General features: G+C 72.5%; 17 protein-coding genes and 1 tRNA gene. 12 read left to right on the top strand and 6 right to left on the bottom strand.

Annotation, left to right across the window (positions count from 1 at the left end):
• The first annotated feature begins 134 nt into the window (after positions 1-134).
• The 6 genes from NON19_RS18320 to NON19_RS18295 are packed head-to-tail and all read left to right on the top strand — an operon-like array spanning position 135 to position 6,506.
• Positions 135-1,727, top strand: a complete 1,593-nt coding sequence (locus NON19_RS18320; RefSeq protein WP_255929414.1) for an acyl-CoA carboxylase subunit beta — start codon at positions 135-137, stop codon at positions 1,725-1,727.
• An 11-nt stretch (positions 1,728-1,738) separates the two neighbouring features.
• The gene (locus NON19_RS18315) at positions 1,739-3,649 is read left to right on the top strand and encodes an ATP-binding protein (protein ID WP_255929413.1); all 1,911 of its coding nucleotides are present in this window, start codon (positions 1,739-1,741) and stop codon (positions 3,647-3,649) included.
• Positions 3,646-4,821: an acyl-CoA dehydrogenase family protein gene (locus NON19_RS18310; protein ID WP_255929412.1), complete on the top strand. Its 1,176-nt coding sequence runs from the start codon at positions 3,646-3,648 to the stop codon at positions 4,819-4,821. The genes NON19_RS18315 and NON19_RS18310 overlap by 4 nt, the downstream gene beginning before the upstream one ends.
• Before the next feature lie 11 nt (positions 4,822-4,832).
• On the top strand, positions 4,833-5,561 hold the full coding sequence (locus NON19_RS18305) for an enoyl-CoA hydratase family protein (RefSeq protein WP_255929411.1): 729 nt from the start codon (positions 4,833-4,835) through the stop codon (positions 5,559-5,561).
• Positions 5,549-6,172, top strand: coding sequence for a TetR/AcrR family transcriptional regulator (locus NON19_RS18300; protein ID WP_255929410.1), 624 nt, complete (start codon positions 5,549-5,551; stop codon positions 6,170-6,172). The genes NON19_RS18305 and NON19_RS18300 overlap by 13 nt, the downstream gene beginning before the upstream one ends.
• A 37-nt stretch (positions 6,173-6,209) precedes the next feature.
• Positions 6,210-6,506: a DUF6343 family protein gene (locus tag NON19_RS18295; RefSeq protein WP_255929409.1), complete on the top strand. Its 297-nt coding sequence runs from the start codon at positions 6,210-6,212 to the stop codon at positions 6,504-6,506.
• Positions 6,507-6,673: 167 nt separating this feature from the next.
• Here NON19_RS18295 and NON19_RS18290 read toward each other — a convergent pair whose 3' ends face one another.
• On the bottom strand, positions 6,674-8,224 hold the full coding sequence (locus tag NON19_RS18290) for a multicopper oxidase family protein (protein WP_255929407.1): 1,551 nt from the start codon (positions 8,222-8,224) through the stop codon (positions 6,674-6,676).
• A gap of 248 nt (positions 8,225-8,472) precedes the next feature.
• Here NON19_RS18290 and NON19_RS18285 point away from each other — a divergent pair, with 248 nt between their 5' ends.
• The 3 genes from NON19_RS18285 to NON19_RS18275 all read left to right on the top strand — a co-directional run bounded on the left by NON19_RS18285 (position 8,473) and on the right by NON19_RS18275 (position 14,321).
• On the top strand, positions 8,473-11,298 hold the full coding sequence (locus NON19_RS18285; protein ID WP_255929405.1) for a helix-turn-helix transcriptional regulator: 2,826 nt from the start codon (positions 8,473-8,475) through the stop codon (positions 11,296-11,298).
• 152 nt (positions 11,299-11,450) lie between these two features.
• Positions 11,451-13,076, top strand: coding sequence for a S53 family peptidase (locus tag NON19_RS18280; protein ID WP_255929403.1), 1,626 nt, complete (start codon positions 11,451-11,453; stop codon positions 13,074-13,076).
• 807 nt (positions 13,077-13,883) lie between these two features.
• A complete protein-coding gene (locus NON19_RS18275) occupies positions 13,884-14,321 on the top strand; it encodes a cystatin family protein (protein WP_255929401.1) in 438 nt (145 codons plus the stop codon).
• Positions 14,322-14,558: 237 nt separating this feature from the next.
• On the opposite strand, the gene NON19_RS18270 is transcribed toward NON19_RS18275, so the two are convergent.
• Positions 14,559-14,643: transfer RNA gene (locus NON19_RS18270), tRNA-Leu, on the bottom strand.
• 116 nt (positions 14,644-14,759) lie between these two features.
• Positions 14,760-16,301 carry an aldehyde dehydrogenase family protein gene (locus tag NON19_RS18265; RefSeq protein WP_255929399.1) on the bottom strand — a complete coding sequence of 514 codons (1,542 nt, stop codon included), beginning with the start codon at positions 16,299-16,301 and terminating at the stop codon, positions 14,760-14,762.
• Between the two features lie 214 nt (positions 16,302-16,515).
• On the opposite strand from NON19_RS18265, the gene fdhD reads away from it, so the two are divergent.
• On the top strand, positions 16,516-17,364 hold the full coding sequence (fdhD, locus tag NON19_RS18260; protein WP_255929397.1) for a formate dehydrogenase accessory sulfurtransferase FdhD: 849 nt from the start codon (positions 16,516-16,518) through the stop codon (positions 17,362-17,364).
• A 30-nt stretch (positions 17,365-17,394) separates the two neighbouring features.
• Here the strand turns inward: fdhD and tatA are convergent, their stop codons facing one another.
• Both tatA and NON19_RS18250 read right to left on the bottom strand, forming a co-directional pair.
• Positions 17,395-17,640, bottom strand: coding sequence for a Sec-independent protein translocase subunit TatA (tatA, locus tag NON19_RS18255; protein ID WP_255929395.1), 246 nt, complete (start codon positions 17,638-17,640; stop codon positions 17,395-17,397).
• Positions 17,641-17,649: 9 nt separating this feature from the next.
• Complete coding sequence (locus NON19_RS18250) at positions 17,650-18,708, bottom strand: bile acid:sodium symporter family protein (protein ID WP_255929393.1); 1,059 nt, start codon at positions 18,706-18,708, stop codon at positions 17,650-17,652.
• A 155-nt stretch (positions 18,709-18,863) separates the two neighbouring features.
• On the opposite strand from NON19_RS18250, the gene NON19_RS18245 reads away from it, so the two are divergent.
• Positions 18,864-19,733: a LysR substrate-binding domain-containing protein gene (locus tag NON19_RS18245; protein ID WP_255929391.1), complete on the top strand. Its 870-nt coding sequence runs from the start codon at positions 18,864-18,866 to the stop codon at positions 19,731-19,733.
• A 2-nt stretch (positions 19,734-19,735) separates the two neighbouring features.
• Here NON19_RS18245 and NON19_RS18240 read toward each other — a convergent pair whose 3' ends face one another.
• Positions 19,736-20,707, bottom strand: a complete 972-nt coding sequence (locus tag NON19_RS18240; RefSeq protein WP_255929389.1) for an Lrp/AsnC family transcriptional regulator — start codon at positions 20,705-20,707, stop codon at positions 19,736-19,738.
• Positions 20,708-20,821: 114 nt separating this feature from the next.
• Here NON19_RS18240 and NON19_RS18235 point away from each other — a divergent pair, with 114 nt between their 5' ends.
• Positions 20,822-22,342, top strand: a complete 1,521-nt coding sequence (locus NON19_RS18235; RefSeq protein ID WP_255929387.1) for an MFS transporter — start codon at positions 20,822-20,824, stop codon at positions 22,340-22,342.
• Positions 22,343-22,448: the final 106 nt, after the last annotated feature.

The raw sequence follows: 22,448 nt of genomic DNA, 5'->3' as shown, positions 1-22,448 counted from the left end.
CAACCCGAAATCGCCGCACCCCCGAGCGGGCGGCGGAAAATCATGCAAGCGCGCTTGATTGTTCCGGCCCCCGGTGCCAGCCTTCTCCCTTGGCGAAGCCAGACCCGCACTGACGTGACGTCAACTGAGAGGCGATGATGGCCAGTTCGCTCCTCGCCAACCCCGACTACCTCGCGAACCGCGAAGCCGCGCTGGCGCGACTGGACGCGCTCGGCGCCGAACACGCCAAAGCCCTCGCCGGAGGCGGTCAGAAGTACGTGGACCGGCACCGGGCGCGCGGCAAGCTGCTCGCCCGCCAGCGGATCGAGCTGCTGCTCGACCCCGACACACCGTTCCTCGAACTCTCCCCCCTCGCCGCCTGGGGCAGCGACTACCCGGTCGGCGCCTCCATCGTCACCGGCATCGGGGTGGTCGAGGGCACGGAGTGCGTCATCACCGCCAACGACCCGACCGTGCGCGGCGGCGCGAGCAACCCCTGGACCCTGAAGAAGGCACTGCGGGCCAACGAGATCGCGTTCGCCAACCGGCTCCCGGTGGTCAGCCTGGTCGAGTCCGGCGGCGCCGACCTGCCCAGCCAGAAGGAGATCTTCATCCCCGGCGGAGCGCTCTTCCGGGACCTGACCCGGCTGTCCGCCGCCGGAATCCCCACCGTGGCGGTGGTGTTCGGCAACTCCACCGCGGGCGGCGCGTACATACCCGGGATGTCCGACCACGTGATCATGGTGAAGGAGCGTTCCAAGGTCTTCCTCGGCGGACCGCCGCTGGTGAAGATGGCCACCGGTGAGGAGAGCGACGACGAGTCGCTCGGCGGCGCCGAGATGCACGCCCGTACCTCCGGCCTCGCGGACTACTTCGCGGCGGGCGAGCCCGACGCGCTGCGCACCGCCCGCCGCGTCATCGCCCGGCTGCGCTGGCGTAAACAGGGACCGCCGCCGCGTCCGCATCCGCTGCCGCCACGCCACGACGAGGAGGAACTGCTGGGCATCGTGCCCGGCGACCTGCGTACCCCCTTCGATCCGCGCGAGGTGATCGCGAGGGTGGTGGACGGTTCGGCGTTCGACGAGTTCAAGCCGCTGTACGGGCCGAGCCTGGCCACCGGTTGGGCCGAACTGCACGGCTATCCGGTGGGCATACTGGCCAACGCGCGGGGCGTGCTGTTCAGCGCCGAGTCGCAGAAGGCGGCGCAGTTCATCCAACTGGCCAACCAGCGCGACATCCCGCTGCTGTTCCTGCACAACACCACCGGCTACATGGTGGGCAGGGAGTACGAGCAGGGCGGCATCATCAAGCACGGCGCGATGATGATCAACGCGGTGGCCAACTCCAGGGTGCCGCACATCTCCGTGCTGATGGGGGCCAGTTACGGCGCCGGGCACTACGGCATGTGCGGCCGGGCGTTCCAGCCGCGCTTCCTGTTCGCCTGGCCGAGCGCCAAGTCGGCGGTGATGGGTCCCGCGCAGCTCGCCGGGGTGCTGTCGATCGTCGCCCGCCAGTCGGCGGCGGCCCAGGGCAGGCCGTACGACGAGGAGGCGGACGCCGCGCTGCGCGACGCGGTGGAGCGGCAGATCGAGTCGGAGTCGCTGCCGATGTTCCTGTCCGGACGGCTCTACGACGACGGTGTGATCGACCCGCGGGACACCCGTACCGTGCTCGGCCTGTGCCTTTCAGCCATCCACAGCGCGCCGATAGCGGGGGCGCGCGGTGGTTTCGGCGTCTTCCGGATGTAGGGGGCTGCTGCGTGATCTCTTCCTTGCTGGTGGCCAACCGCGGCGAGATCGCCCGCCGGATCTTCAGGACCTGCCGCGAACTCGGCATCGCCACCGTCGCGGTGTACTCCGACCCGGACGCCGACGCCCCGCACGTACGTGAGGCGGACGCCGCCGTACGGCTGCCGGGCAGCGCGCCGGGCGAGACGTATCTGCGCGGCGAGCTGATCACCAAGGCGGCGCACAGCGCGGGCGCCGACGCGGTGCATCCGGGGTACGGATTCCTCTCGGAGAACGCCGAGTTCGCCCGTGCGGTACTGGACGCCGGGCTGACCTGGATCGGCCCGCCGCCGGAGGCGGTCGAGGCGATGGGGTCGAAGACCCGGGCCAAGGCCCTGATGGCGAAGGCCGGTGTGCCGCTGCTGGCACCGGTCGACCCGGCGACCGCCACACCGGGCCAGCTCCCGCTGCTGGTCAAGGCCGCCGCGGGCGGTGGTGGCCGCGGCATGCGGATCGTCCGCCGACTCGACACGTTGCAGGCCGAGTTGGCGGCGGCGCGGGCTGAGGCGAGCGCCGCGTTCGGGGACGGTGAGGTGTTCGTCGAGCCGTACGTCGAGGACGGCCGCCACATCGAGGTGCAGGTGCTGGCGGACGCCCACGGCACGGTGTGGACGCTCGGCGAGCGGGACTGCTCGGTGCAGCGGCGGCACCAGAAGGTCATCGAGGAGACCCCGGCCCCGGGCATCGACGACGGGCTGCGGCGCACACTGTTCGAGTCGGCCCGCGAGGCGGCCAGGGCGATCGGCTATGTCGGGGCGGGCACCGTGGAGTTCCTGGTCTCCGGTGGCGGCCGCCCGTACTTCCTGGAGATGAACACCCGCCTCCAGGTGGAGCATCCGGTCACCGAGTGCGTCACCGGCCTTGACCTGGTGGCCTGGCAGATCCGGGTGGCGGAGGGCGCCCGGCTGCCCGACGTACCCCCGCCGCCGAGCGGGCACGCGATCGAGGCCCGGCTGTACGCCGAGGACCCGGCCAGCGACTGGCAGCCGCGCACCGGCACCCTGCACCGCTTCGCCGTCGGCGCCGCCGACGGCATCCGGGTGGACTCCGCGGTGGCGGACGGCAGTACGGTCACCCCGCACTACGACCCGCTGCTGGCCAAGGTGATCGCCCACGCGCCCACCCGGCACGAGGCACTGCGGCGGCTCGCCCACGCGCTGGAGCGGGCCACGATCCACGGCCCGGTCACCAACCGGGACCTGCTGGTGCGGGTGCTGCGCGACCCGCGGTTCGTCAGCGGCGGCGTGACCACGGCGTTCCTCGGCCAGCTCCGGCCGACTCCCCCCGATCCGGGGGTGTCCAGGGTCGCCGCGCTCGCCGCCGCGCTGTGCGACGCGGTGGACCGCTCGCCGTTCGGCGGCTGGCGCAACCTGCCGTCGCAGCCGCAGTCCAAGGGGTACCGAGCCGTGCTCGGCGGCGAGGAGTACGAGGTCCGCTACCGGCTGACCCGTGCGGGACTGCTGGCCGATGACCATCCGGACGTCCGGCTGCTGTCCCACAGCAGCGACCGGGCGGTACTCCAAGTGGCCGGTGTCCGGCGGGAGTTCGCGGTCGCGGTGTACGGCGACCAGGTGTACGTCGACTCATCGCTCGGCGCGGTCGCGCTGATCGCCCTGCCGCGCTTCCCGGAGTCGCGCGAACGCACCGCCCCCGGTTCGCTGCTCGCCCCGATGCCCGGCACGGTGGTGCGGGTCGGTGACATCGCCGTGGGCGAGCGGGTGGCGGCCGGGCAGCCGCTGGTCTGGCTGGAGGCGATGAAGATGGAGCACCGGATCACCGCGCCCGCCTCCGGCACCCTCAGCACGCTCCAGGCCACCGTCGGCCAGCAGGTCGAGGTCGGCACCGTACTGGCCGTCGTCACACAGGAGGGCACCACCGCATGAGCGTCACCCTGGACAACGCGCTGCTGGACAGCGAGGAGCGGCGCGCGCTGCGTGCGTCCGTCGCCGCCCTCGGCCGCCGCTACGGCCGTGAGTACTTCACCGCCGCCGTCCGCGAGGGACGGCAGACCGACGAGCTGTGGCGGGAGGCGGCCAAGCTCGGCTATCTGGGTGTCAACCTGCCGCAGGAGTACGGCGGTGGCGGCGGCGGGATCACCGAACTGTCCATCGTGCTGGAGGAGTTGGGCGCGACCGGCTGCCCGCTGCTGCTGCTCGTGGTCTCGCCCGCGATCTGCGGCACCGTCATCGCCCGGTTCGGCACCGAGGCGCAGAAGGAGCGCTGGCTACCGGGGCTCGCCGACGGCTCGGTGCGGATGGCGTTCGGCATCACCGAGCCGGACGCCGGTTCCAACTCGCACCGGATCACCACCGCCGCCCGCCGGGACGGCGGTGACTGGCTGCTGTCCGGGCGCAAGGTGTTCATCTCCGGGGTGGACGTGGCCGACGCGACCCTGATCGTCGGCAGGACCGAGGACGCCAGGACCGGCAAGCTCAAGCCGTGCCTGTTCGTCGTCCCGCGCGAGACACCGGGCTTCGAGTTCCGGCCGATACCGATGGAACTGGCCGCGCCCGAGAAGCAGTTCCAGCTCTTCCTGGACGAGGTGCGGCTGCCCGCCGACGCGCTCGTCGGCGACGAGGACGCCGGGCTGCTGCAACTGTTCGCCGGGCTCAACCCCGAGCGGATCATGACGGCCGCCTTCTCGCTGGGCATGGGCCGCTACGCGCTGGACGCCGCGGTGGAGTACGCCCGCACCCGGCGGGTCTGGGACACCCCGATCGGCGCGCACCAGGCGATCGCCCATCCGCTCGCCCAGGTGCGGATCGAGCTGGAGCTGGCCCAGTTGATGATGCGCAAGGCCGCCTTCCTGTACGACAGCGGTGACGACATGGCCGCCGGTGAAGCGGCGAACATGGCCAAGTACGCGGCCGCGGAAGCCGGTGCGCGCGCCGTCGACCAGGCCGTGCACACCCTCGGCGGCAACGGCCTGACCAGCGAGTACGGGCTGGCGTCGCTGCTGACCGCGTCCCGGGTGGGCCGGATCGCGCCGGTCAGCCGGGAGATGGTGCTCAACTTCGTCTGCCACCACACGCTTGGCCTGCCCAAGTCCTACTGAGGAGCCCTACCGTGCCCCACATCCAGCAGGACCACGAACGCGGCATCAAGATCCTCACCCTTGACTCGCCGCACAACCCCAACGCGCTGTCCACCGGCCTCGTCGCCGAACTGCACGACGCGCTGGCGGCGGCGGACAAGGACCCGGCCGTCCGCGCGGTACTGCTCAACCACACCGGGAACACCTTCTGCGCGGGCGCCGATCTGACCGAGAAGTCCCCGACCGGACCTCAGGCGCTGACCCGACTGCTGCGGGACATCGTGGAGTTGACCAAGCCGGTGGTGGCCAGCACCACCGGGCATGTCCGCGCCGGGGGCCTGGGGCTGCTGGCCGCCTGCGACATCGCGGTCGCCGGGCCGAACGCCACCTTCGCCTTCACCGAGGCACGGCTCGGCCTGGCACCGGCCGTGATCTCGCTGACGGTACTGCCCCGGGTACGGGCCCGGGACGCCGCCCGCTACTACCTCACCGGCGAGGTGTTCGACACCGCGGAGGCGGTGCGGACGGGGCTGGTCAGCGCGGGTCTGGAGGCGCTGGACGGGATCCTCGACGGGCTGCGGGCGGCCTCCCCGCAGGGCTTGGCCGAGTCCAAGCGGCTCACCACCGCCGCCGTGCTGCGCGGCTTCGAGCGGGACGGCGACGCGTACGCCGAGCAGTCCGCCCGGCTGTTCGGCTCGGCGGAGGCGGCCGAGGGCGTGCGCGCCTTCCGCGAACGCCGGGAGCCCGCATGGGTGTTGTGACGCCGCGTACCACCACGTGCCCCAAGCAGGACCGCAGCCGGGCCACCCGGCGACGGCTGCTCCAGGCCGCCGTGAGCTGCCTCGCCGAGCGCGGCTGGCGCGGCAGCACGGTCGCGGTGGTGGCCGAGCGCGCGGGTGTGTCGCGGGGCGCCGCCCAGCACCACTTCCGCACCCGTGAGGATCTGTTCACCGCGGCCATCGAGCACGTCGCGGAGGAGTGGCTGGCGACGCTGCGCGAGCACGCCCGCACCCTGCCGGACAGCGGGGTGCCGCGCACCCGTGCCGTGGTGGAGGCGCTGGTGGGCATCTACACCGGAACCCTGTTCAGGGCGGCGCTGCACCTGTGGGTGGCGGCCGCCGACGAGGCCCAACTGCGGCCGCGTGTCATGGCGTTGGAGAGCCGCATCGGACGGGAGGCGCACCGGCTGGCGGTGGAGTTCCTGGACGCGGACGAGAGCGTGCCGGGGGTGCGGGAGACGGTGCAGGCCACCTTGGACATGGCGCGCGGCCTCGGGCTGGCCACGCTGCTGCGCGACGACACCGCGCGGCGCACCGCGATCGTGCGGGAGTGGTCCCGGCTCCTGGACTCCGCGCTGCGCCGGGAGGGCTGACGGGGCGCGTACGCTGGAGGTAGGGAGATGCGTGGCCATGCGTACCGGAAGCGAACCGACACAGGCCCGCAGCCCGCTGCGGCTGCGGTTGGGGCTGACACTGTTCGGGCTCATCTGGTCACTGGGTGCCATGGCGGGCTTCGCCGCCGCCCGGCAGCCGGGGTGGGCGGGCTTCTTCGGCGCCATCGCGCTGCTGGCCGTGGTGGACCTGACCGTGATCGTCCACCACATGCACCAGGGCCCGCACTACCAGCCCGGGCGAAACATCCCGCCGTACTGGCCGGTGGATCGGCGCGACCACCGGCAACCCTGGTGGCACCGCTTCTGGTTGTGACACCCGGTCCCGCGAGCGGGTGCCGGTGGCTGTGATGGGGGCAAGCCCCCGGGGTCGGGGCTTGCCCCGACAGGAATGTCCCGCCGCGACGGCGAGCAACCACAACGAGCCGGACCGGCGGTGTCCGAAAACACCGCAACCCCCAACAGAAGATCCGCCGGAATGGCTCACCGCGTGACGAAGTCGGCCATCATCGCCATGTCCTCGTGTTCCAGGTTGTGGCAGTGGAACAGGAAGCGCCCCGAGTAGTCGGTGAACCGGACGGCGATCTCCGCCGACTTCCCGGGCAGCACGTCCACCGTGTCCTTCCACCCCGCGTCATAGCGTCCCGGCGCACCCCCGTCGCGGGCCACCACCTGGAACGGGTTGAGGTGGACGTGTATCGGGTGGTGGAAGTCGCTGACGATCCGCCACAGTTCGGTGGTGCCCAGCTTCGGCGCGGCCAGCGCCCGCCCCGGCCGGTACGGCATGCCGTTGATCGTCCAACCGGCCGCCGTCCGCCGGAAGTAGAACGTCCGCACCGCCATCGCGCGGCGCGGGTCAAGCCGTTCCACGGTGGAGAGCCTGTCCGGCACCGCCGTGTCGTCGACCGGGGCGCGGGCCGCGCCGGAGACGTCGAAGCGCATGACCTCCGCCGTCGTACCGCTGCCCAGCCGGTTGACCAGCCGTACCCGGGTGCCGGGCCGGTAGCGGGCGAAGTCGACCACGACGTCGAAGCGTTCGGCCGGTGCCATCGCCAACGCGTCATGGCGCACCGGCCGTTCCAGCAAACCGCCGTCCGCGCCTATCTGCACCAGCGCATCGCCGCCGGGCGGCTGCGGGTCCAACTCCAGCCGGAGGATACGGGAGTTGGCGGCGTTGAGCAGCCGCAACCGGTACCGCTGCCGCCGCACGTCGAGCACCGGCCAGGGCGCGCCGTTGACCAGGATCGTGTCGCCGAGGACCCCCTCCATCCAGTGGTGGGTCACCCCGGGCATGCCCCATTCGGGGTCGACGGCCGGGTAGTGGAAGGACCCGTCGGCGGTGAACGACCGGTCGGTGATCATCAGCGGGATGTCCCGCTCACCGCGCGGCAGCGGCAGCCGCTCCTCCTCGTCGTCGTGCACCAGATGGAACCCGGCGAGCCCGCGGTACGCGGAGGGTCCGGTGAACCCCATGCGGTGGTCGTGGTACCAGAGCGTGGCGGCCCGCTGGTCGAGCGGATAGGTGTACGTGCGCTCGCCCAGCGCCGTCCGCGCCAGGCCGCTGGTGTCGGCCATGGCGTACCGGTGCCGTCTGCTCCAGCCGACCGGCAGTATCAGATCGGTCGGGTGGCCGTCGCTGTCGTGCGGGGTGTGGCCGCCGTGCAGATGGACCGCGACCGGCTGCGGCAGTTCGTTGCGGTGGGTGACCACGGTGCGGCGTCCGGACCTGGAGACCAGCGTCGGCCCGGGGTAGCTGCCGTCGTAGGTCCATGCCTCGGTCTCAAGGCCGGGGAGTATGCGCAGGTGGGCGACCTGCTGGGTGATCTCGTAGTGGTCCGTGGTGGCATCGCTGCGCACCGGCCGCAGCACCGCGGGTATCGGCAGCGGCACCTGGTACGGGCGCGGTAGCGGGGCCGCGCTGCGCAGCGGCATCGGCAGTCCGGGCCGGTGAGGCTTGAGCAGTCGCCCGCTGAGCGGGGTACCGGCCGCCAGGCCGGTACCGGCCGTCGCCGCCAGGAATCGCCGCCGCTTCATGGTGCCTCCTCCTGCGCGTCCACCTCGCGTGCGTCGCTCGGTGTCGTCTCCCCACGCTGCGTCCGGGCCGCGGCGCCCGCCAGACGCGTTCCGCCAACCGGGTCACCGGTGCGGGTCACGGGAGGTGTGATCCGGTGTTCACAGGAGGCCATTGACAAGCGTTCACCCAAACGTTGTCATGAGCACACGTATGGGCATTCGAACGATCCCGCCCATCGTCGTCGGGTTTCCGGGCGAAGGGTGGGACCGTGCGAGAACCAGCCCTCACCGGCCGCGACGGGCTGCTCGAAACCGCTCGCGACGCGGTGGCCGCGCACCGCGCGGTGCTGTTCCACGGCCCCGCCGGAATCGGCCGCTCCGGCCTGCTCGACGCGCTCGTCCGGCAACTTCCGCCCGCCGCCCATGTGTTGCGCTGCGCGCCCGCCAGCGAGGACCAGGCGCTGCCCTACGCGGGGCTGATCGACCTGCTGGCACAGGTGCCGCGCGAGGTGCTGGACGACCTGCCGCCCGAGCCGGTCACCGCGCTGCGGGCCGCGCTGCTGCGCGGCCGTGAGCCGTCCGGCGGGCACAGCAGGCTGGCGGTGCGGGTGGCGGTGCTCGAAGTGCTGCGGCGGCTGGCCGCCTGTGGCGGGGTGCTGCTGGTGGTGGACGACCTGCAGTGGCTGGACGGCCCGAGCGCCGCTGTGCTGGCCTTCGTGATGCGGCGGCTGGACGGCGCGGACGTGCGGATGGCCGCGACCGAGCGGGTACCCGACGGTGAGCAGCCGGAGCGGCTGCGCTGCTGCCCGCCGGACGCCGTCGAACTCCCGGTACCCCCGCTGTCCACCGCGTCCGTCACCCGACTGCTGCGCGCGGCCACCGGCACGGACCTGCCGCCCCCGGTGCTGCGCGCCGTCCAGCGCACCGCCGCCGGAAACCCGCTGTACGCGCTGGAGTTGGGCCGGGCCGTACTGCGCGAGGGCGCGCCCGACTCGCCGGACGGCCCACTGCCGGTACCGCACCGGCTCCGCACCCGGTTGCTGGACCGTTTCCGCACCCTCCCGGAACCGGTCCGCCGCACCCTGCTGGTGTGCGCTGCCGCCGTCCGTCCCACCCTCACAGTGCTGCACGCCGCGGGGCTGACCGCGGCGGCGGCGCAACTGGCGGCGGCCGAACGGCTCGGGTTGGCCGGGACCGACAGCTCGGGGGCGGTGCGCTTCCGGCACCCGGTGATCCGTGCCGCCGTCTACGCCGACGCCACCGCGCACGCCCGCCGCGAGGCGCACGCCGTACTCGCCGCGGCGGTGACCGAACCGGTGGAGCAGGCCCGGCACTTGGCGCTGGCACACCCACTGGAGGACGCCGCGACAGCCGCCACCTTGCTGGCCGCCGCCGCGTCCGCGCGCCGCCGTGGCGCACCGGGCGCGGCGGCCGAACTGGCCGTGCTCGCCGCCCGCCGCACACCGTCCGGCCGCCCGGCGGAGCAGGCCGAGCGCTGGCTGGCCGCCGCCGACTACGCGTGCGACGCCGGGCAGCGCGCGGAGGCGGACCGGGCGGCACGGATCGTACTGGCGGGCTCCGACTCGCCCCGGCAGCGGGTGCGCGCCCGGCTGATCCTGCTGCGCAACGCGGGGCAGGCCCTGGAGGGCACCGGCTCGCTGATCGAGGACGGACTGCGGGACGCGGCCCAGGACCCGGCGCTGCAGGCCCGCTTGTACCACTGGGCGGCGTTACGCGGCCTGCTGTGCGGGGAGTTGACGCAGGCCGCGCGGTACGCCGAGCGGGCCGCCGCGGCGGGCGACGGCGCCGCCCGGGCCGCGTCGCTCACCACCTTGGCCAGGATCCGTTCGCTCGCCGGCCGGCCCGCCGAGGCGGACGCGGCGCTGGCGGCGGCGCTCACCCTGGTCGGCGGGGCGGACGGCGGGCCGGAGAGCTGGGCGCTGGTGCGGATGCGCGCGGTGCTGGCGCTGGACTCCGACCGGGTGGCCGAGGCGCACGCCGCCATCACCGAACTGCTGCGCGGCAGCGAGGGGTTGGCGGGAGTGGAGGACCGGCTGGCCGCACTGGTCGCCCTCACCCGGGTCCAGGTGCGCTCCGGCGACTGCCGCCGGGCGCTGCGCACCGCGGCCCGCTGCACCGGGCTGCTCACCGAGTCGGGCGTGGAGTCGGCGCCCGCGCTGTACGCCGCGGCGCTGGCGGCGACAGCGGGCGGCACCCCGCAGGAGGCGCACCGGCTGGCGGAGCGCGCGGTACGGGCCTCCGAGGCGGACGGCGACCAGTTGTTCCTGCTGCGCGCGCTCGCCGTGCTGGGCCAGGCCGCGCTGCTCACCGGTGACACGCACGGCGCCGCGGCGGCGGTGGAGGCGCTGCGCCGGGCCAAGCGGATCGGCGCGGCGATGAGCGCGGCCGATCCGCCGCTGCTGCAGTGGCACGGGGACCTGGCCGAGGCGCTGGTGATGCTGGGCGAGACGGACGCGGCCGGATCGGTGATCCAGGAGGCGTACCGGCTGGCGGTGGACCCGCCCGGCAGCGTGTTCGCCGCGTTGGAGCGTGCCGAGGGGCTGCGCGAGGCGGCGCTGGGGCGGGCCAAGGAGGGCGCGGCACGGCTGCGCCGCTCGGCGGACCGGCTGCGTGAACTGCCGCTCCCGCTGGAGCTGGTGCGTACCCTCATCGCGCTCGGGGCGGTGGAGCGGCGGGGCAGGCACCGGGGCGCCGCGCGGGCCGCGCTCACCGAGGCGCTGGAGACCGCCCGCGGCTGCGGGGCGGCTCCGCTGCAGGCGCGGGCCGCCGAGGAACTGGCCCGGCTGGACGCCGTGGAGCGCGGTGGCGGTCCCGAACTGACCGCGACCGAGGCCCGGATCGCCGAGTTGGTGGGCGGTGGCGCGACCAACCGGGAGGTCGCCGCCGAGCTGTTCATCAGCGTCAAGACCGTGGAGGGCACGCTGTCACGGGTCTACCGGAAGTTCGGGGTCCGCTCCCGTACGGCGCTGGCCCACGCGATGGCGGTGGGGGCGCGCGGCGGCGAGGTCATCACCCGGAAACTCGCCTCGCCACCAAGGGAGTTGGGGTCCCGCACCGTCGACATACCGGGTTAGCACGACACCGGCAGTTAACACGGGACGCAAGGGTTCCCCCGCTTATGCGGGGTCCGGTGAGTTCCTAGCGTGAGATCAGTTCCGCATCGCCCCTGCCGCAACCAAGGTACGCGCAAAGCGACTTGGTGGCGCATCCCCCCATGGAGGATCCAGTGACGTCCCGTCGGAAACTGATCGCCCTGGCCGCCGTCCCGGCCCTGCTCGTCGCCGCCGTTCCGGCCGCCTACGCGGCGGCGCCACAGCCGCACGCGGCCCGTGCGGCGCTCACCGGTGACGTGGTCAACGGCCTCGCCGCGCACGCCGTTCGCACCGGCACCGTCGCCCAGGACCATCGCATATCGGTGGCGGTGAGCCTGACTCCGAGAGCCGACAAGGCACTTGACGCCTTCATCGCGAAGGTGAGCGACCCGCGCTCCAGCGGTTACGGCCACTACCTGACCAAGGCCCAGTTCGCCGCCCGGTTCGGCCGCACCGACGCCGAGGTCAAGCAGGTCGAGGACTACCTGCGCGCCCATGGCCTCACCGTCACCGCCGTGCACCCCGGCAATCTGCTGATCGACGCCAACGGCACCGCCGCCCAGGTGCAGAAGGCCTTCGGCACCAGGCTGTCGACCTGGAAGGACACCAGGTCCGGCCACACCTTCTACGCCAACGACAGCGCGCCGACGCTGCCCGGCTCCATCGCCTCGCTCGTCAGCGACGTGGCGGGCCTGAACAACCGGCTCCAGCTGCACCACCAGGCCCCCTCCGGCGTGACCCCACACAACGGTCCCGCGGGCGGCTACACCCCGGCGCAGCTCAAGGGCGGCTACAACGTCAAGGGCACCGCGAACGGCAGCGGCCAGAAGATCGCGCTGCTGGAGTTCGACGGCTTCCAGCAGTCCAACATCAGCGCCTACGACAGCCACTACGGCCTGGGCTCCTCCGCGCCGTCGGTGCGGCAGGTGGACGGCGGCTCCGGCGCGCTGGGCGACGGCCAGGTGGAGGTCGAGCTGGACATCGAGGTGCTGCACGCGATCGCGCCCAAGGCGAACGTCACCGTCTTCGAGGGCCCCAACTCCGACTCGGGCGAACTCGACACCTACCAGGCCATCGTCGACAGCGGCATCCCGACCACGTCGATCAGCTGGGGCGCGGCCGAGACCCAGCGCACCAGCACCAACATCACAGCGGTGGACAACATCTTCAAGCAGGGCGCGGCCGAGGGCCTGGGCTTCTACGCGGCCTCGGGTGACAACGGCTCCGACGACGCGGGCGACGGCGGCACCTCGGTGGACTACCCGGCGAGCGACCCGTACGTCACCGGTGTCGGCGGCACCCGGCTGACCGTCAGCTCCTCCAACGCCTGGAAGAGCGAGGTGGCCTGGTCCGGTGGCGGCGGCGGGGTCTCCACGGCGTTCCCCATCCCGAGCTGGCAGAAGTCGGTCCAGCTCAGCGCGGGCGGCGGCCACCGCCAGGTACCGGATGTGTCGGCGCACGCCGACCCGTCCCCCGGCGTCTCCATCTACTCGCAGGGCAGTTGGTCCTCGGTGGGCGGCACCAGCGCCGCGGCCCCGGAGTGGGCCGCCTTCGCCGCCCTGGTCAACCAGCAGGCCGCGGCGTCCGGCAAGCCGAACCTCGGCTTCGCCAACCCGAAGCTGTACGCGGCGAACGGCACCGGCTTCCACGACATCACCACCGGCAGCAACGGCGCCTACAGCGCCACCAAGGGCTGGGACTTCGCGACCGGTTGGGGCTCCTACAACGCGGCAACCCTGGCGGCGAGACTGCTGGGCTGAGGCGCCTCTTACGGGCCCGGCCTGGGGGTGGTCCCCGGGTCGGGCCCGCGCCGTCCCTGGTGCGGTCACGAAGACGGAGGCGGCGTCCGGCGTCAAGTCCCGTCCGCGGTAGGGTTTTCCCGTCGCGCACCTTCCCGGAGGGTACGAGAACAGCGTTCACGGTTCAGTTCGCTGGTCGTGACGACGGATGGCGGAGCCACCAGGTGGACCGAGGAGTGGTCCGCTGCACGTCGCGCGTCGGGTCCAGCAGCAATCCAACTCCACGTATCCCGCCCCGGGTTCAGTCAACGTCCGACTCACCACGAATCTAAGCACCGGCTGTTCTACCTTCGCTCCGCTCCCGGCAACAGGGCGCGCCACATGCGGGGCCGAAAGCAGCTTCATGGTTTCTTCAGTCCGGTAGACATTGCGCCCCCTAACTGCGGTCACCGGCCGGTAAGCGACGGGCGGTGTCGACGATCCCACATAGTTCCTTTTAGGTCTTTGCGGTTGCGGTGCTGACCGGCCGCTTGGATGCGGTCTGCGGCGTTGACGCTGGCGTCGAAGATGTGTCCCCCCAGGCCTGTTCCGTACCGCACACCGTCCGGCGAATGGGTGGAGCTGCGACTTAACAGGGCCGCGCGCATATGGCGTGATCCTGGTTCGGACTCGTTCCCTTTCCGGCCAATACGTTCCCTCCCCCTTTCCTGAGCCTGACTCCGCGGCATGATCGAGCCGTCGCTTCCAATTGCCGCATCACAGCTGCTACCGGAGCGATACCTGGAAGCTGGCCGGTCTCGTCTGACCGACACCGAACCCGGAGGTACCGTGAACACGAAGTTCTTCAAGGGCCGCGCTGCCCTGGCCGCCGTGTGCGGGGCAGTGCTCGTCGCCACCGTCGGCATGGCGCAAGCCCAGGCCGACCCCGTACCCGGCGGATGGACCACAGCGGACCCCAACAGCCCGACGGCGCAGGAGGTTACGCACTGGGCGGCGACCCAACTCAACGAAATGAGCAACAGCGCCTATGTCAACACGGTGACCCGCCGGGTGGAATTCCAGTCCCAAGTCGTTGCCGGGATCGTCTACCGCACCGAGTTCGTGTGGGCACGCACTAACTGTCTGAAGAACAGCGGCACTCCAGAGGAAGAATGCTCCGTCATCCCAGGAGGGCCGCAAGAGCTGTGCACAGCGAAGGTCTATGACCGGCCGTGGGAGGGCAGCAGGGAGCTGACGGAGTTCGAGTGCAACCGCATAGGTGACTGAACCCGGTGCCAGACTTTTGTCACGCCCGGCGTCCCTCCCCGGCTGCCACACCGCCAGCCGACTCGGCGGACCGCGCGCTGGCCTCACCGCCGTCCGGTGCCTGCGGGACCACGCCACCGGCGCCTGGAGCCGCCAGAGCCCCGGCTGAGGGCAGGATCGCTGGGTCGTCGGTCACCTGGTTGGTCACGCCACTGCCCGGAAATGAAGAAAGCCCCTGATGAGGGGCCTTCCAAGCGGTGTCCGAGGGGGGACTTGAACCCCCACGCCCGATAAAGGGCACTAGCACCTCAAGCTAGCGCGTCTGCCATTCCGCCACCCGGACTGGGTGTCCGCGGTTTCCCGCGGCGACAGGGATAACGATACCAAGGATTCGGAGTGTGTTTCACCTGCGTATCCGGGCTGGCGGGGGGCCGCCGCGGCGGCCCCCCGCCGCCGGGTTCACGGCATCAGGTGGTAGTCCGGGAAGTTGCCCGGGAGCCGCTCGCCGTCCGGGCCGTCGGTGACGGCCCGGACCAGCAGGTCGCCGCCGACGAAGGCGCCGCGCCAGGACGCGCCGAAGCCGCCGAAGAGCTCGGCGCGGTCGCCCCGGGACCGCGGCCTGCCCAGGCCCACCTTGAACGCCCGGATCTGCGGGGCCAGCCGTGCCGCGGTCCGTTCGTCGTCGCAGGACAGGCTGGCGACCAGCGCGCCGTTGCTGGCGTTCATCGCGGCCAGCAGCTCGGCCTCGGTGTCCACCAGCACGATGGTGTCGACCGGGCCGAACGGCTCCGCGTGGTGCAGCGGCGACGATCGCGGCGGGGCGAGCAGGGTCACCGGTGGCATGTACCCGGAGGTGTCCTGGCCGGGCAGGAAGCGGCCGTCGGCGAGAGTGCCGCGGTGCAGCGGTACGGCGCCGCGGTCGATCGCGTCGTCCACCAGCTCGGCCAGTTCCTTGGCCTTGGCCGCGTTGATCACCGGGCCGAAGTCCAGTTCGGGCAGCGGGTCGTCCGGTGACTCCACCGCGAGCGGGTGGCCGAAGACCACCGAGCGGACCGCCGGAAGGTAGGCGGCGAGGAAGCGGTCGAACAGCCGCCGTTGCACCACGAACCGCGGATAGGCGGTGCAGCGCTGCTTGGCGTAGTCGAAGGTCCTGCGGATCTGGCCGGAGAGCGTGTCCCAGTCGCTGAACTCCCACACCCCCCAGCAGTTGAGCCCCTCCTGTTCCAGGATGTGCCGTTTGCCGAGGTCGGCCACGTCGGAGGCGACCCGGCCGCCCGCGTCCCGACCGCCGACGAAGGAGACGCAGCCGATCTCAGGCGCCCGTACCAGTGCCTCGGACAGCTCCCCGCCGGAGCCGCTGACCAAGGTGACCGGCAGCCCCTCGCGCGCCGCCAGCGCGCTGGCCAGCGTGAGGCAGGCCAGGCCGCCGTCGGTCGGGGTCTTGGCGATCACCGCGTTGCCCGCCAGGACCTGTACCAGCATGGCGTGCACCAGCACGCTCATCGGGTAGTTCCAGCTCGCGATGTTGCTCACCGGCCCGGCGAGCGGTGTCCGCCCCGCCATCATGCGGTCGATCTCCTCGACGTACCAGCGCACCCCGTCGACGGCGCGGTCCACGTCGGCCTGGGCGAGCCGCCAGGGCTTGCCGATCTCCCACACCAGCAGCAGCGACAGCAGCTCCCGGTGGGCGGTGAGGGCGTCGAGGGCCGCGGCCACCCGTGCCTTGCGCTCGGGCAGCGGAACCGCGCGCCAGCGGCGGTGCTGGTCCAGCGAGGCGCGCACGGCCTGGTGCGCATCGGCCGGATCAAGCCGTGGCAGGCCCGCTATCGGGCTGCCGTCGACCGGCGACTGGCACGGCAGCAGTCGCCCGTCGGCGTGCCAGCGGCCGTTCCACAGGTTGCGTACCCGGTCGTCGGTGAACGCCTCGGGGGCGGCGTCGAGACACCGCCGCCAGGCGTCCTGCCAGGCGGTTCCGGGCTTGAGGGTGAGGGTTGGTGCCATGTCGGTCTCCGCTCGGTAGTCGGGAGATCTTGGCCAACGGCCAACGGCAGGGCCCGCGACGGCGAATGGCCGTGAGAACGGGGCCTCAAGGTGTACCGGAACGAACGGGCGCGCGAAACAGCGCGAGGCGCGACCCTGGTCGGAAGTGTCAACATCAGATCATGGAGTCGAACACTTCGAGCAGTACGAGCTTTGGGAAGCGGGTCTGATCGCCATGGGACGGGTAACCGAGCGCCGCCGCGTGCTACGGGTCAGGGACGGGGCCGTCGGCCATCGCTCGGACACGCTGGTCGCCGAGGAGCCGCTGGAGATCCGGCTGAACGGCAAGCCGCTGGCGATCACCATGCGCACCCCCGGTGACGACTTCGCGCTGGCCGCCGGGTTCCTGGTGAGCGAGGGGGTGCTCGGCGCGGCGGAGGAGCTGGCGTCGATCGTCTACTGCGCGGGCGCGACGGACGACGGTTCGAACACCTACAACGTGGTGGACGTCACGCTCGCCCCGGGCGTCGCGGTGCCGGACATCACGCTGGAGCGCAACGTCTACACCACGTCGTCGTGCGGCCTGTGCGGGAAGGCGAGCCTGGACGCGGTACAGACGACGGCCCGCTGGCCGCTGGCCGACTCGCCCGAGGTCAGGCTCGACCCGCAGGTGCTGGCGGTGCTCCCGGACCGGCTGCGGGCCGCGCAGCGGGTCTTCGACCGCACCGGCGGCCTGCACGCCGCCGCGCTGTTCACCCCGGACGGGGAGCTGCTGGACGTACGGGAGGACGTGGGGCGGCACAACGCGGTCGACAAGCTCGTGGGACGCGCCCTCCAGCAGGGCCTGCTCCCCCTGTCCGGGAGTGTGCTGCTGGTCTCCGGGCGCGCCTCCTTCGAGCTGGCGCAGAAGGCGGCGATGGCCGGGATCCCGGTGCTGGCGGCGGTGTCGGCACCGTCCTCGCTCGCCGTGGACCTTGCCGCGCGGACCGGGATGACACTGGTCGGCTTCCTGCGCGGCACGTCGATGAACGTCTACGCGGGCGAGCACCGCCTGCTGCTCGAAGCGACGGCGGCGGGGGCCTGAGCGGGTCTCAGGCCGCGGACTGAGTGGGCCTCAGCGGGCCTCGGCGGACTGCCGCTCGGCCGCCGGGGTGTTCGCGCCGTCGAGCACCTCGCCCGCCACGGTGCGCTGCTCGCCCGGCGGGGTCTCGTCCTTGAGCGCCTTGGTCTCCGCCTTCAGGATGCGCATCGACTTGCCGAGTTGCCGGGCGGTGTCCGGCAGCCGCTTGGCGCCGAACAGCACCATCGCCACCACGGCGACGATCAGCAGATGAGTGGGCGTGAACAGGTCGCGGATCACAGGTACTCCTCAAGCGTGGACAGGGCGGGCCTGGGCGTCTGGCGACGACCGTTCCGATGGCAGGCTACCTTCCCGGCCACCGTCCGCGTCAGTTGAGTCATGGGACCACCGCTTGGCGATCACCGCGCAAACCATGAGTTGCATCTGGTGGAACAGCATCAGCGGCAGGATCATCAGGCCCGACTGCGCGCCGAACAGCACGCTGGCCATCGGCAGCCCGTTCGCCAGGCTCTTCTTGGAGCCGCAGAAGACGATGGCGACGCGGTCGCCGCGCGGGAAGCCGAGCCTGCGGGCGGCCACCGAGGTGAGGCAGAGCACCAGGCCGAGCAGCACCGCCTCCACCCCGAGCAGCGCCAGCAGCCGTGCCGCCGTCACCTGGTGCCAGATGCCGTGCACCATGCCCGCGCTGAACGCCGTGTAGACGACGCAGAGGATCGAGCCGCGGTCCACCAGTCCCAGCACCTTCTTGTGCCGGATGACGAAGCCCCCGATCCAGCGCCGCAGCAACTGCCCCGCCAGGAACGGCGCCAGCAGTTGCAGCGCGATGTCGGCCGGACCCTGCGCGGAGAACCCGGCGCCGCTGGAGTGCAGCAGCAGCCCGGCCAGCACCGGGGTGACGACCATGCCGAGCAGCGCGGAGTACGTCCCGGCGCAGATGGCCGCCGAGACGTTGCCGCGCGCGATCGAGGTGAACGCTATCGAGGACTGGATGGTCGACGGCAGGACGCACAGGTAGACCAACCCGGTGTACAGCTGCGGGGTCAGCACGTACGGCACCAGGCCGCGGGCCGCCAGGCCCAGCAGCGGGAACAGTACGAAGGTGCTGAGCACCACGGTCAGGTGCAGCCGCCAGTGGCTCAGCCCCGCCAGCGCCTCGCGGCTGGAGAGCCGGGCGCCGTACAGGAAGAACAGCAGCGCGACCGCGAAGCTGGACGCCCCGTCGGCGACCGGCGCCGCGGCGCCCTTGGCGGGGAGCAGCGCCGCCAGTCCAACGGTGGCGACCAGTGCCGCGATGAACGGTTCGATCGGCATCCAGGACGGCCAGGACGGCATCGTGACGCGGCGCATGTCTTCTCTCAGTCGGGTGGGACGGGTGAGTGCACGCCTTCGTGGGGACGGGGGCGGTGACCTTGGTCAGCCTGCTCCCCATCCGGCTCATTGTGAACCCCGTTCACCGCGCTGATAATCATCACAATCCGCGATAACGGCCTACTATCGGGGATGTGTTCGACCCCACCCAGCTGCGGACCTTCCTCGCGGTGGCGCAGACCCTGAGCTTCACCCAGGCCGCGCACCGGCTGGGGCTGCGGCAGTCCACGGTCAGCCAGCACGTGCGCAAGCTGGAGGAGACCGCCGGGCGGCAGCTGTTTCTGCGCGACACCCACGGCGTGGAGCTGACCGAGGACGGCGAGGCGATGCTGGGTTTCGCCCGCACGATCCTGGAGGCCAACGAGCGGGCCGCGGGCTTCTTCGCGGGCACCCGGCTGCGCGGGCGGCTGCGGTTCGGTGCCTCGGAGGACTTCGTGCTGACCCGGCTGCCGGAGATCCTTGAGCGGTTCCGCCATGACCACCCCGAGGTCGATCTGGAGCTGACCGTCGAGCTGTCCGGCACCCTGCACCAGCAACTGGCCGAAGGGCGGCTGGACTTGGTGCTGGGCAAGCGGGCCGCGGGCGAGACGCACGGACGGCTGGTGTGGCGGGACCGGCTGGTGTGGATCGGCGGCGAACGGCTGCGGATCGACGCGGACCGCCCCGTTCCACTGATCCTCTACCCGCCGCCGAGCATCACCAGGGCCCGCGCTCTGGAAGTTCTGGAGCGGGCGGGCCGCTCCTGGCACATCGCCTGCACCAGCGGCAGCCTCAGCGGGGTGCGCGCGGCGGCGCTGGCCGGGCTCGGGGTGGTACCGCACGCCCAGGGGCTGGTCCCGCCGGGGCTGCGCGCGCTGCCCGCACGGTCCTGCGGGCTGCCGGAGCTGGGCGGGGTGGACTTCGTGCTGCTGCACGGGCGGCGCGCCACGGCGGCACAGGAGCCCGCCATGGCGCTGTCCCGGGCGGTGCTGGCGGCGGGCGACCGGTTGCACCGGCCGATGTGACCTCAGCGCGGCCCTTCGTAGCTGAGCCGCTTGACCTGGCGCAGGATGGGCGCGGTCTCGACGTGCTGCACTCCGCCGAGGGCGCCGATCCGCTCGCTCAGATACCGGTACAGCCCGGTGGTGTCCCGGCAGACGGCGACCGCGACGATGTTCGACGGACCGGATGTCGCCCCGGCGAAGACGATCTCCCGGTGCTCGGCGAGCGCGGCACCGACCTCGGCGAGCGCGGACGGCGTCACCGTCAGCCAGAGCGTGGCCTGGGTCGCCTGGCCGGTCAGGCCGCTGTCGTACTCGACGTCGATGAACACCGCACCGGTGCGCCGGAGTTGTTCGAGGCGGCGCCGCACAGCCGACTCCGACAGCTTCGTCACCTTCTGCAGCTCGGTGAAGGGCATCCGGCCGTCGCGCCCGAGGGCGGCGATCAGCAGTTCGTCGGTGGGGTCGAGGACCACCGGTTCGTCGCCCGGCTCCACCGGCGGCGGGCTGAGCGCGGCCACCTGCTCGGGCGTCAGGACCGCCGACTTCGCGAACCAGCCGCCGACGCCGTAGAAGGTGTGCAGCAGGCAGTGCGCGCTGATGGCCGTGATCCGCGGGGTGCGCTGCAGCTTCTCCAGCAGCAGCGCGTCGCGTTCGTCGCGGCCGCGCATGTCCACCACGCACAGCACCTCGGTGCCTCCCGACGTCAACCCGATCCACGAGGTGTCGGGGCGCCGCGCGAGCGCGGTGGCGAGCGGCTCTGCGGCGTCCGGGGTGCAGCTCAACCGCAGCATCCAGCGGGTGCGGCCCACCCGCGCCTCGTCGGTGACGCCGATGATCCGCAGACCGCCGCTGGTGCGCAGCCTGGCGTAACGACGGGCGACGGTCTGGTCGGACACCCCGAGCACGCCCGCGATCTTGCTGAACGGAGCCCGGCCATCCAGTTGCAGCGCGTGCAGCAACTGGAGGTCCAGCTCGTCGACGGCGAGGGAATCCACCGCTCAGCCTCCCCTGAATGTCGGTTTCCGTCGCCACGGCCGCCCTGCCTGGCATGTATCAACGCCTTTGCTCATCGTACGTACCGCAACGAAGGACGACACGAGGGGTTTTCCATGCGCAAGTGGGCACCGCTGATCGCGGTCTGCCTGGGCACGTTCATGCTGCTGCTCGATGTGACGATCGTGACGGTGGCGCTGCCCGACATGGCGGGGGCGCTGCACGCCTCGCTGGCCAGCCTGCAGTGGGTGATCGACGCCTATGCCCTGGCGCTGGCCGCGCTGCTGCTGGGCGTGGGCTCGGCGGCGGACGTGCTGGGCCGCAGACGGGTGTACGTCGCCGGGACGGTGGTCTTCGCCGTGGCGTCGCTGGCCTGCGGGCTCAGCTCCAGCGCGGACGTGCTGGTGGCGATGCGCGGTGTGCAGGGCGTCGGCGGTGCGGCGATGTTCGCCACGACGCTCTCGCTGCTCGGCGCGGAGTACCAGGGCCGGGACCGGGGGGTGGCGTTCGGCGTGTGGGGCGCGGTCTCCGGCGCCGCGGCGGCGCTCGGCCCGGTGCTGGGCGGCCTGCTGACGCAGAACCTGGACTGGCGGTGGATCTTCTACGTCAACCTGCCGGTGAGCGTGGCGGCGGTGGCGCTGACGCTGCGGGTGGTCGGTGAGTCGCGGGGCCGCGCGGGGCAGCGAGTGGACGTGTTCGGCACGCTGTCGTGGACGGTGTTCGCCGGTACCGGTGTCTACGCGGTGGTGCGCGCCGACTCGGTGGGCTGGGGGTCGGCGGCCACGCTGGGCACCCTGGGGGCTGCGGCGGTGGCGCTGCTGGTGTTCTGGTTCGTCGAGTTGCGGGCGGCGGATCCGATGCTGGATCCGCGGCTGTTCCGCGGTGCGTCGTTCAGCGGTGTGATGGCGGCGGCGTTCGCGATCAGCGCGGCGGCGTTCGGTGTGCTGCCGTACACCTCGATATGGCTGCAGACGGTGCTGGGCTTCAGCCCGCTGGGCGGCGGCCTGGTGCTGGTGCCGCTGGCCGCGGCGTCGTTCGTCACGGCGGCGGTGGGCGGACGGCTGCTGCACGGTGTCTCCGCCCGGCTGACGGTGGGCGTCGGCATGCTGCTGATCGGCGCCGGGTCGCTGGCGCAGGCCGTGCTGGGCGCGGGCTCCAACTGGCCGTCCCTGGCGCCGGGCCTGGTCGTGGCGGGCGTCGGTGTGGGGGTGGCCACCCCGGCGCTGTCCCAGGCGGCGCTGGCCTCGGTACCGCCCCACCGCGCCGGTATGGCGGGCGGCGCGGTCAACACCTTCCGGCAGCTCGGCTACGCGCTCGGGGTGGCCCTCTTCGGCACCCTCGCCGCCTCCCGGATGACCCACGCCCTGACCGGAGCCGCCGCCGATCCGCACGGCACCGCGCAGGCACTCGCCGGGGGCGCCGCGCAGCACCTGCTGGCCGCCCGGGTGGCCAGCCCGCACACGCTGCGCGCCGCCTTCACCTCGGGGCTGGACGCCGCCGCGCTGGCCGCGGGCGCCGTGGGGATCGCCGCGGGCGTGCTGGTGCTGCTGGTGGTCCGGGCCCCCGCCGCGCCGGTGCCGACCGCACGGCAGTCGGCGCAGGCGGAGGCGGAGCCGGTGCGGGCCGACGCGGGGTAGCCCGGCGTCGGCAGGCGCACGGCACAGGTGAGTGCCCCGGAAAGATGCCGGAGAGATTCGGTGCAGATCCACGGCCCGCCACAGCGCGGAAACCGCACGGAAGTTC

Origin of the sequence: Streptantibioticus rubrisoli (assembly GCF_024436055.1) — a bacterium.
In the GTDB taxonomy this organism is placed as follows: Bacteria; Actinomycetota; Actinomycetes; order Streptomycetales; family Streptomycetaceae; genus Streptantibioticus_A; species Streptantibioticus_A rubrisoli.
Note: the sequence above shows the minus strand (reverse complement) of the source record. Positions and strands in the feature narration are given on the sequence as shown.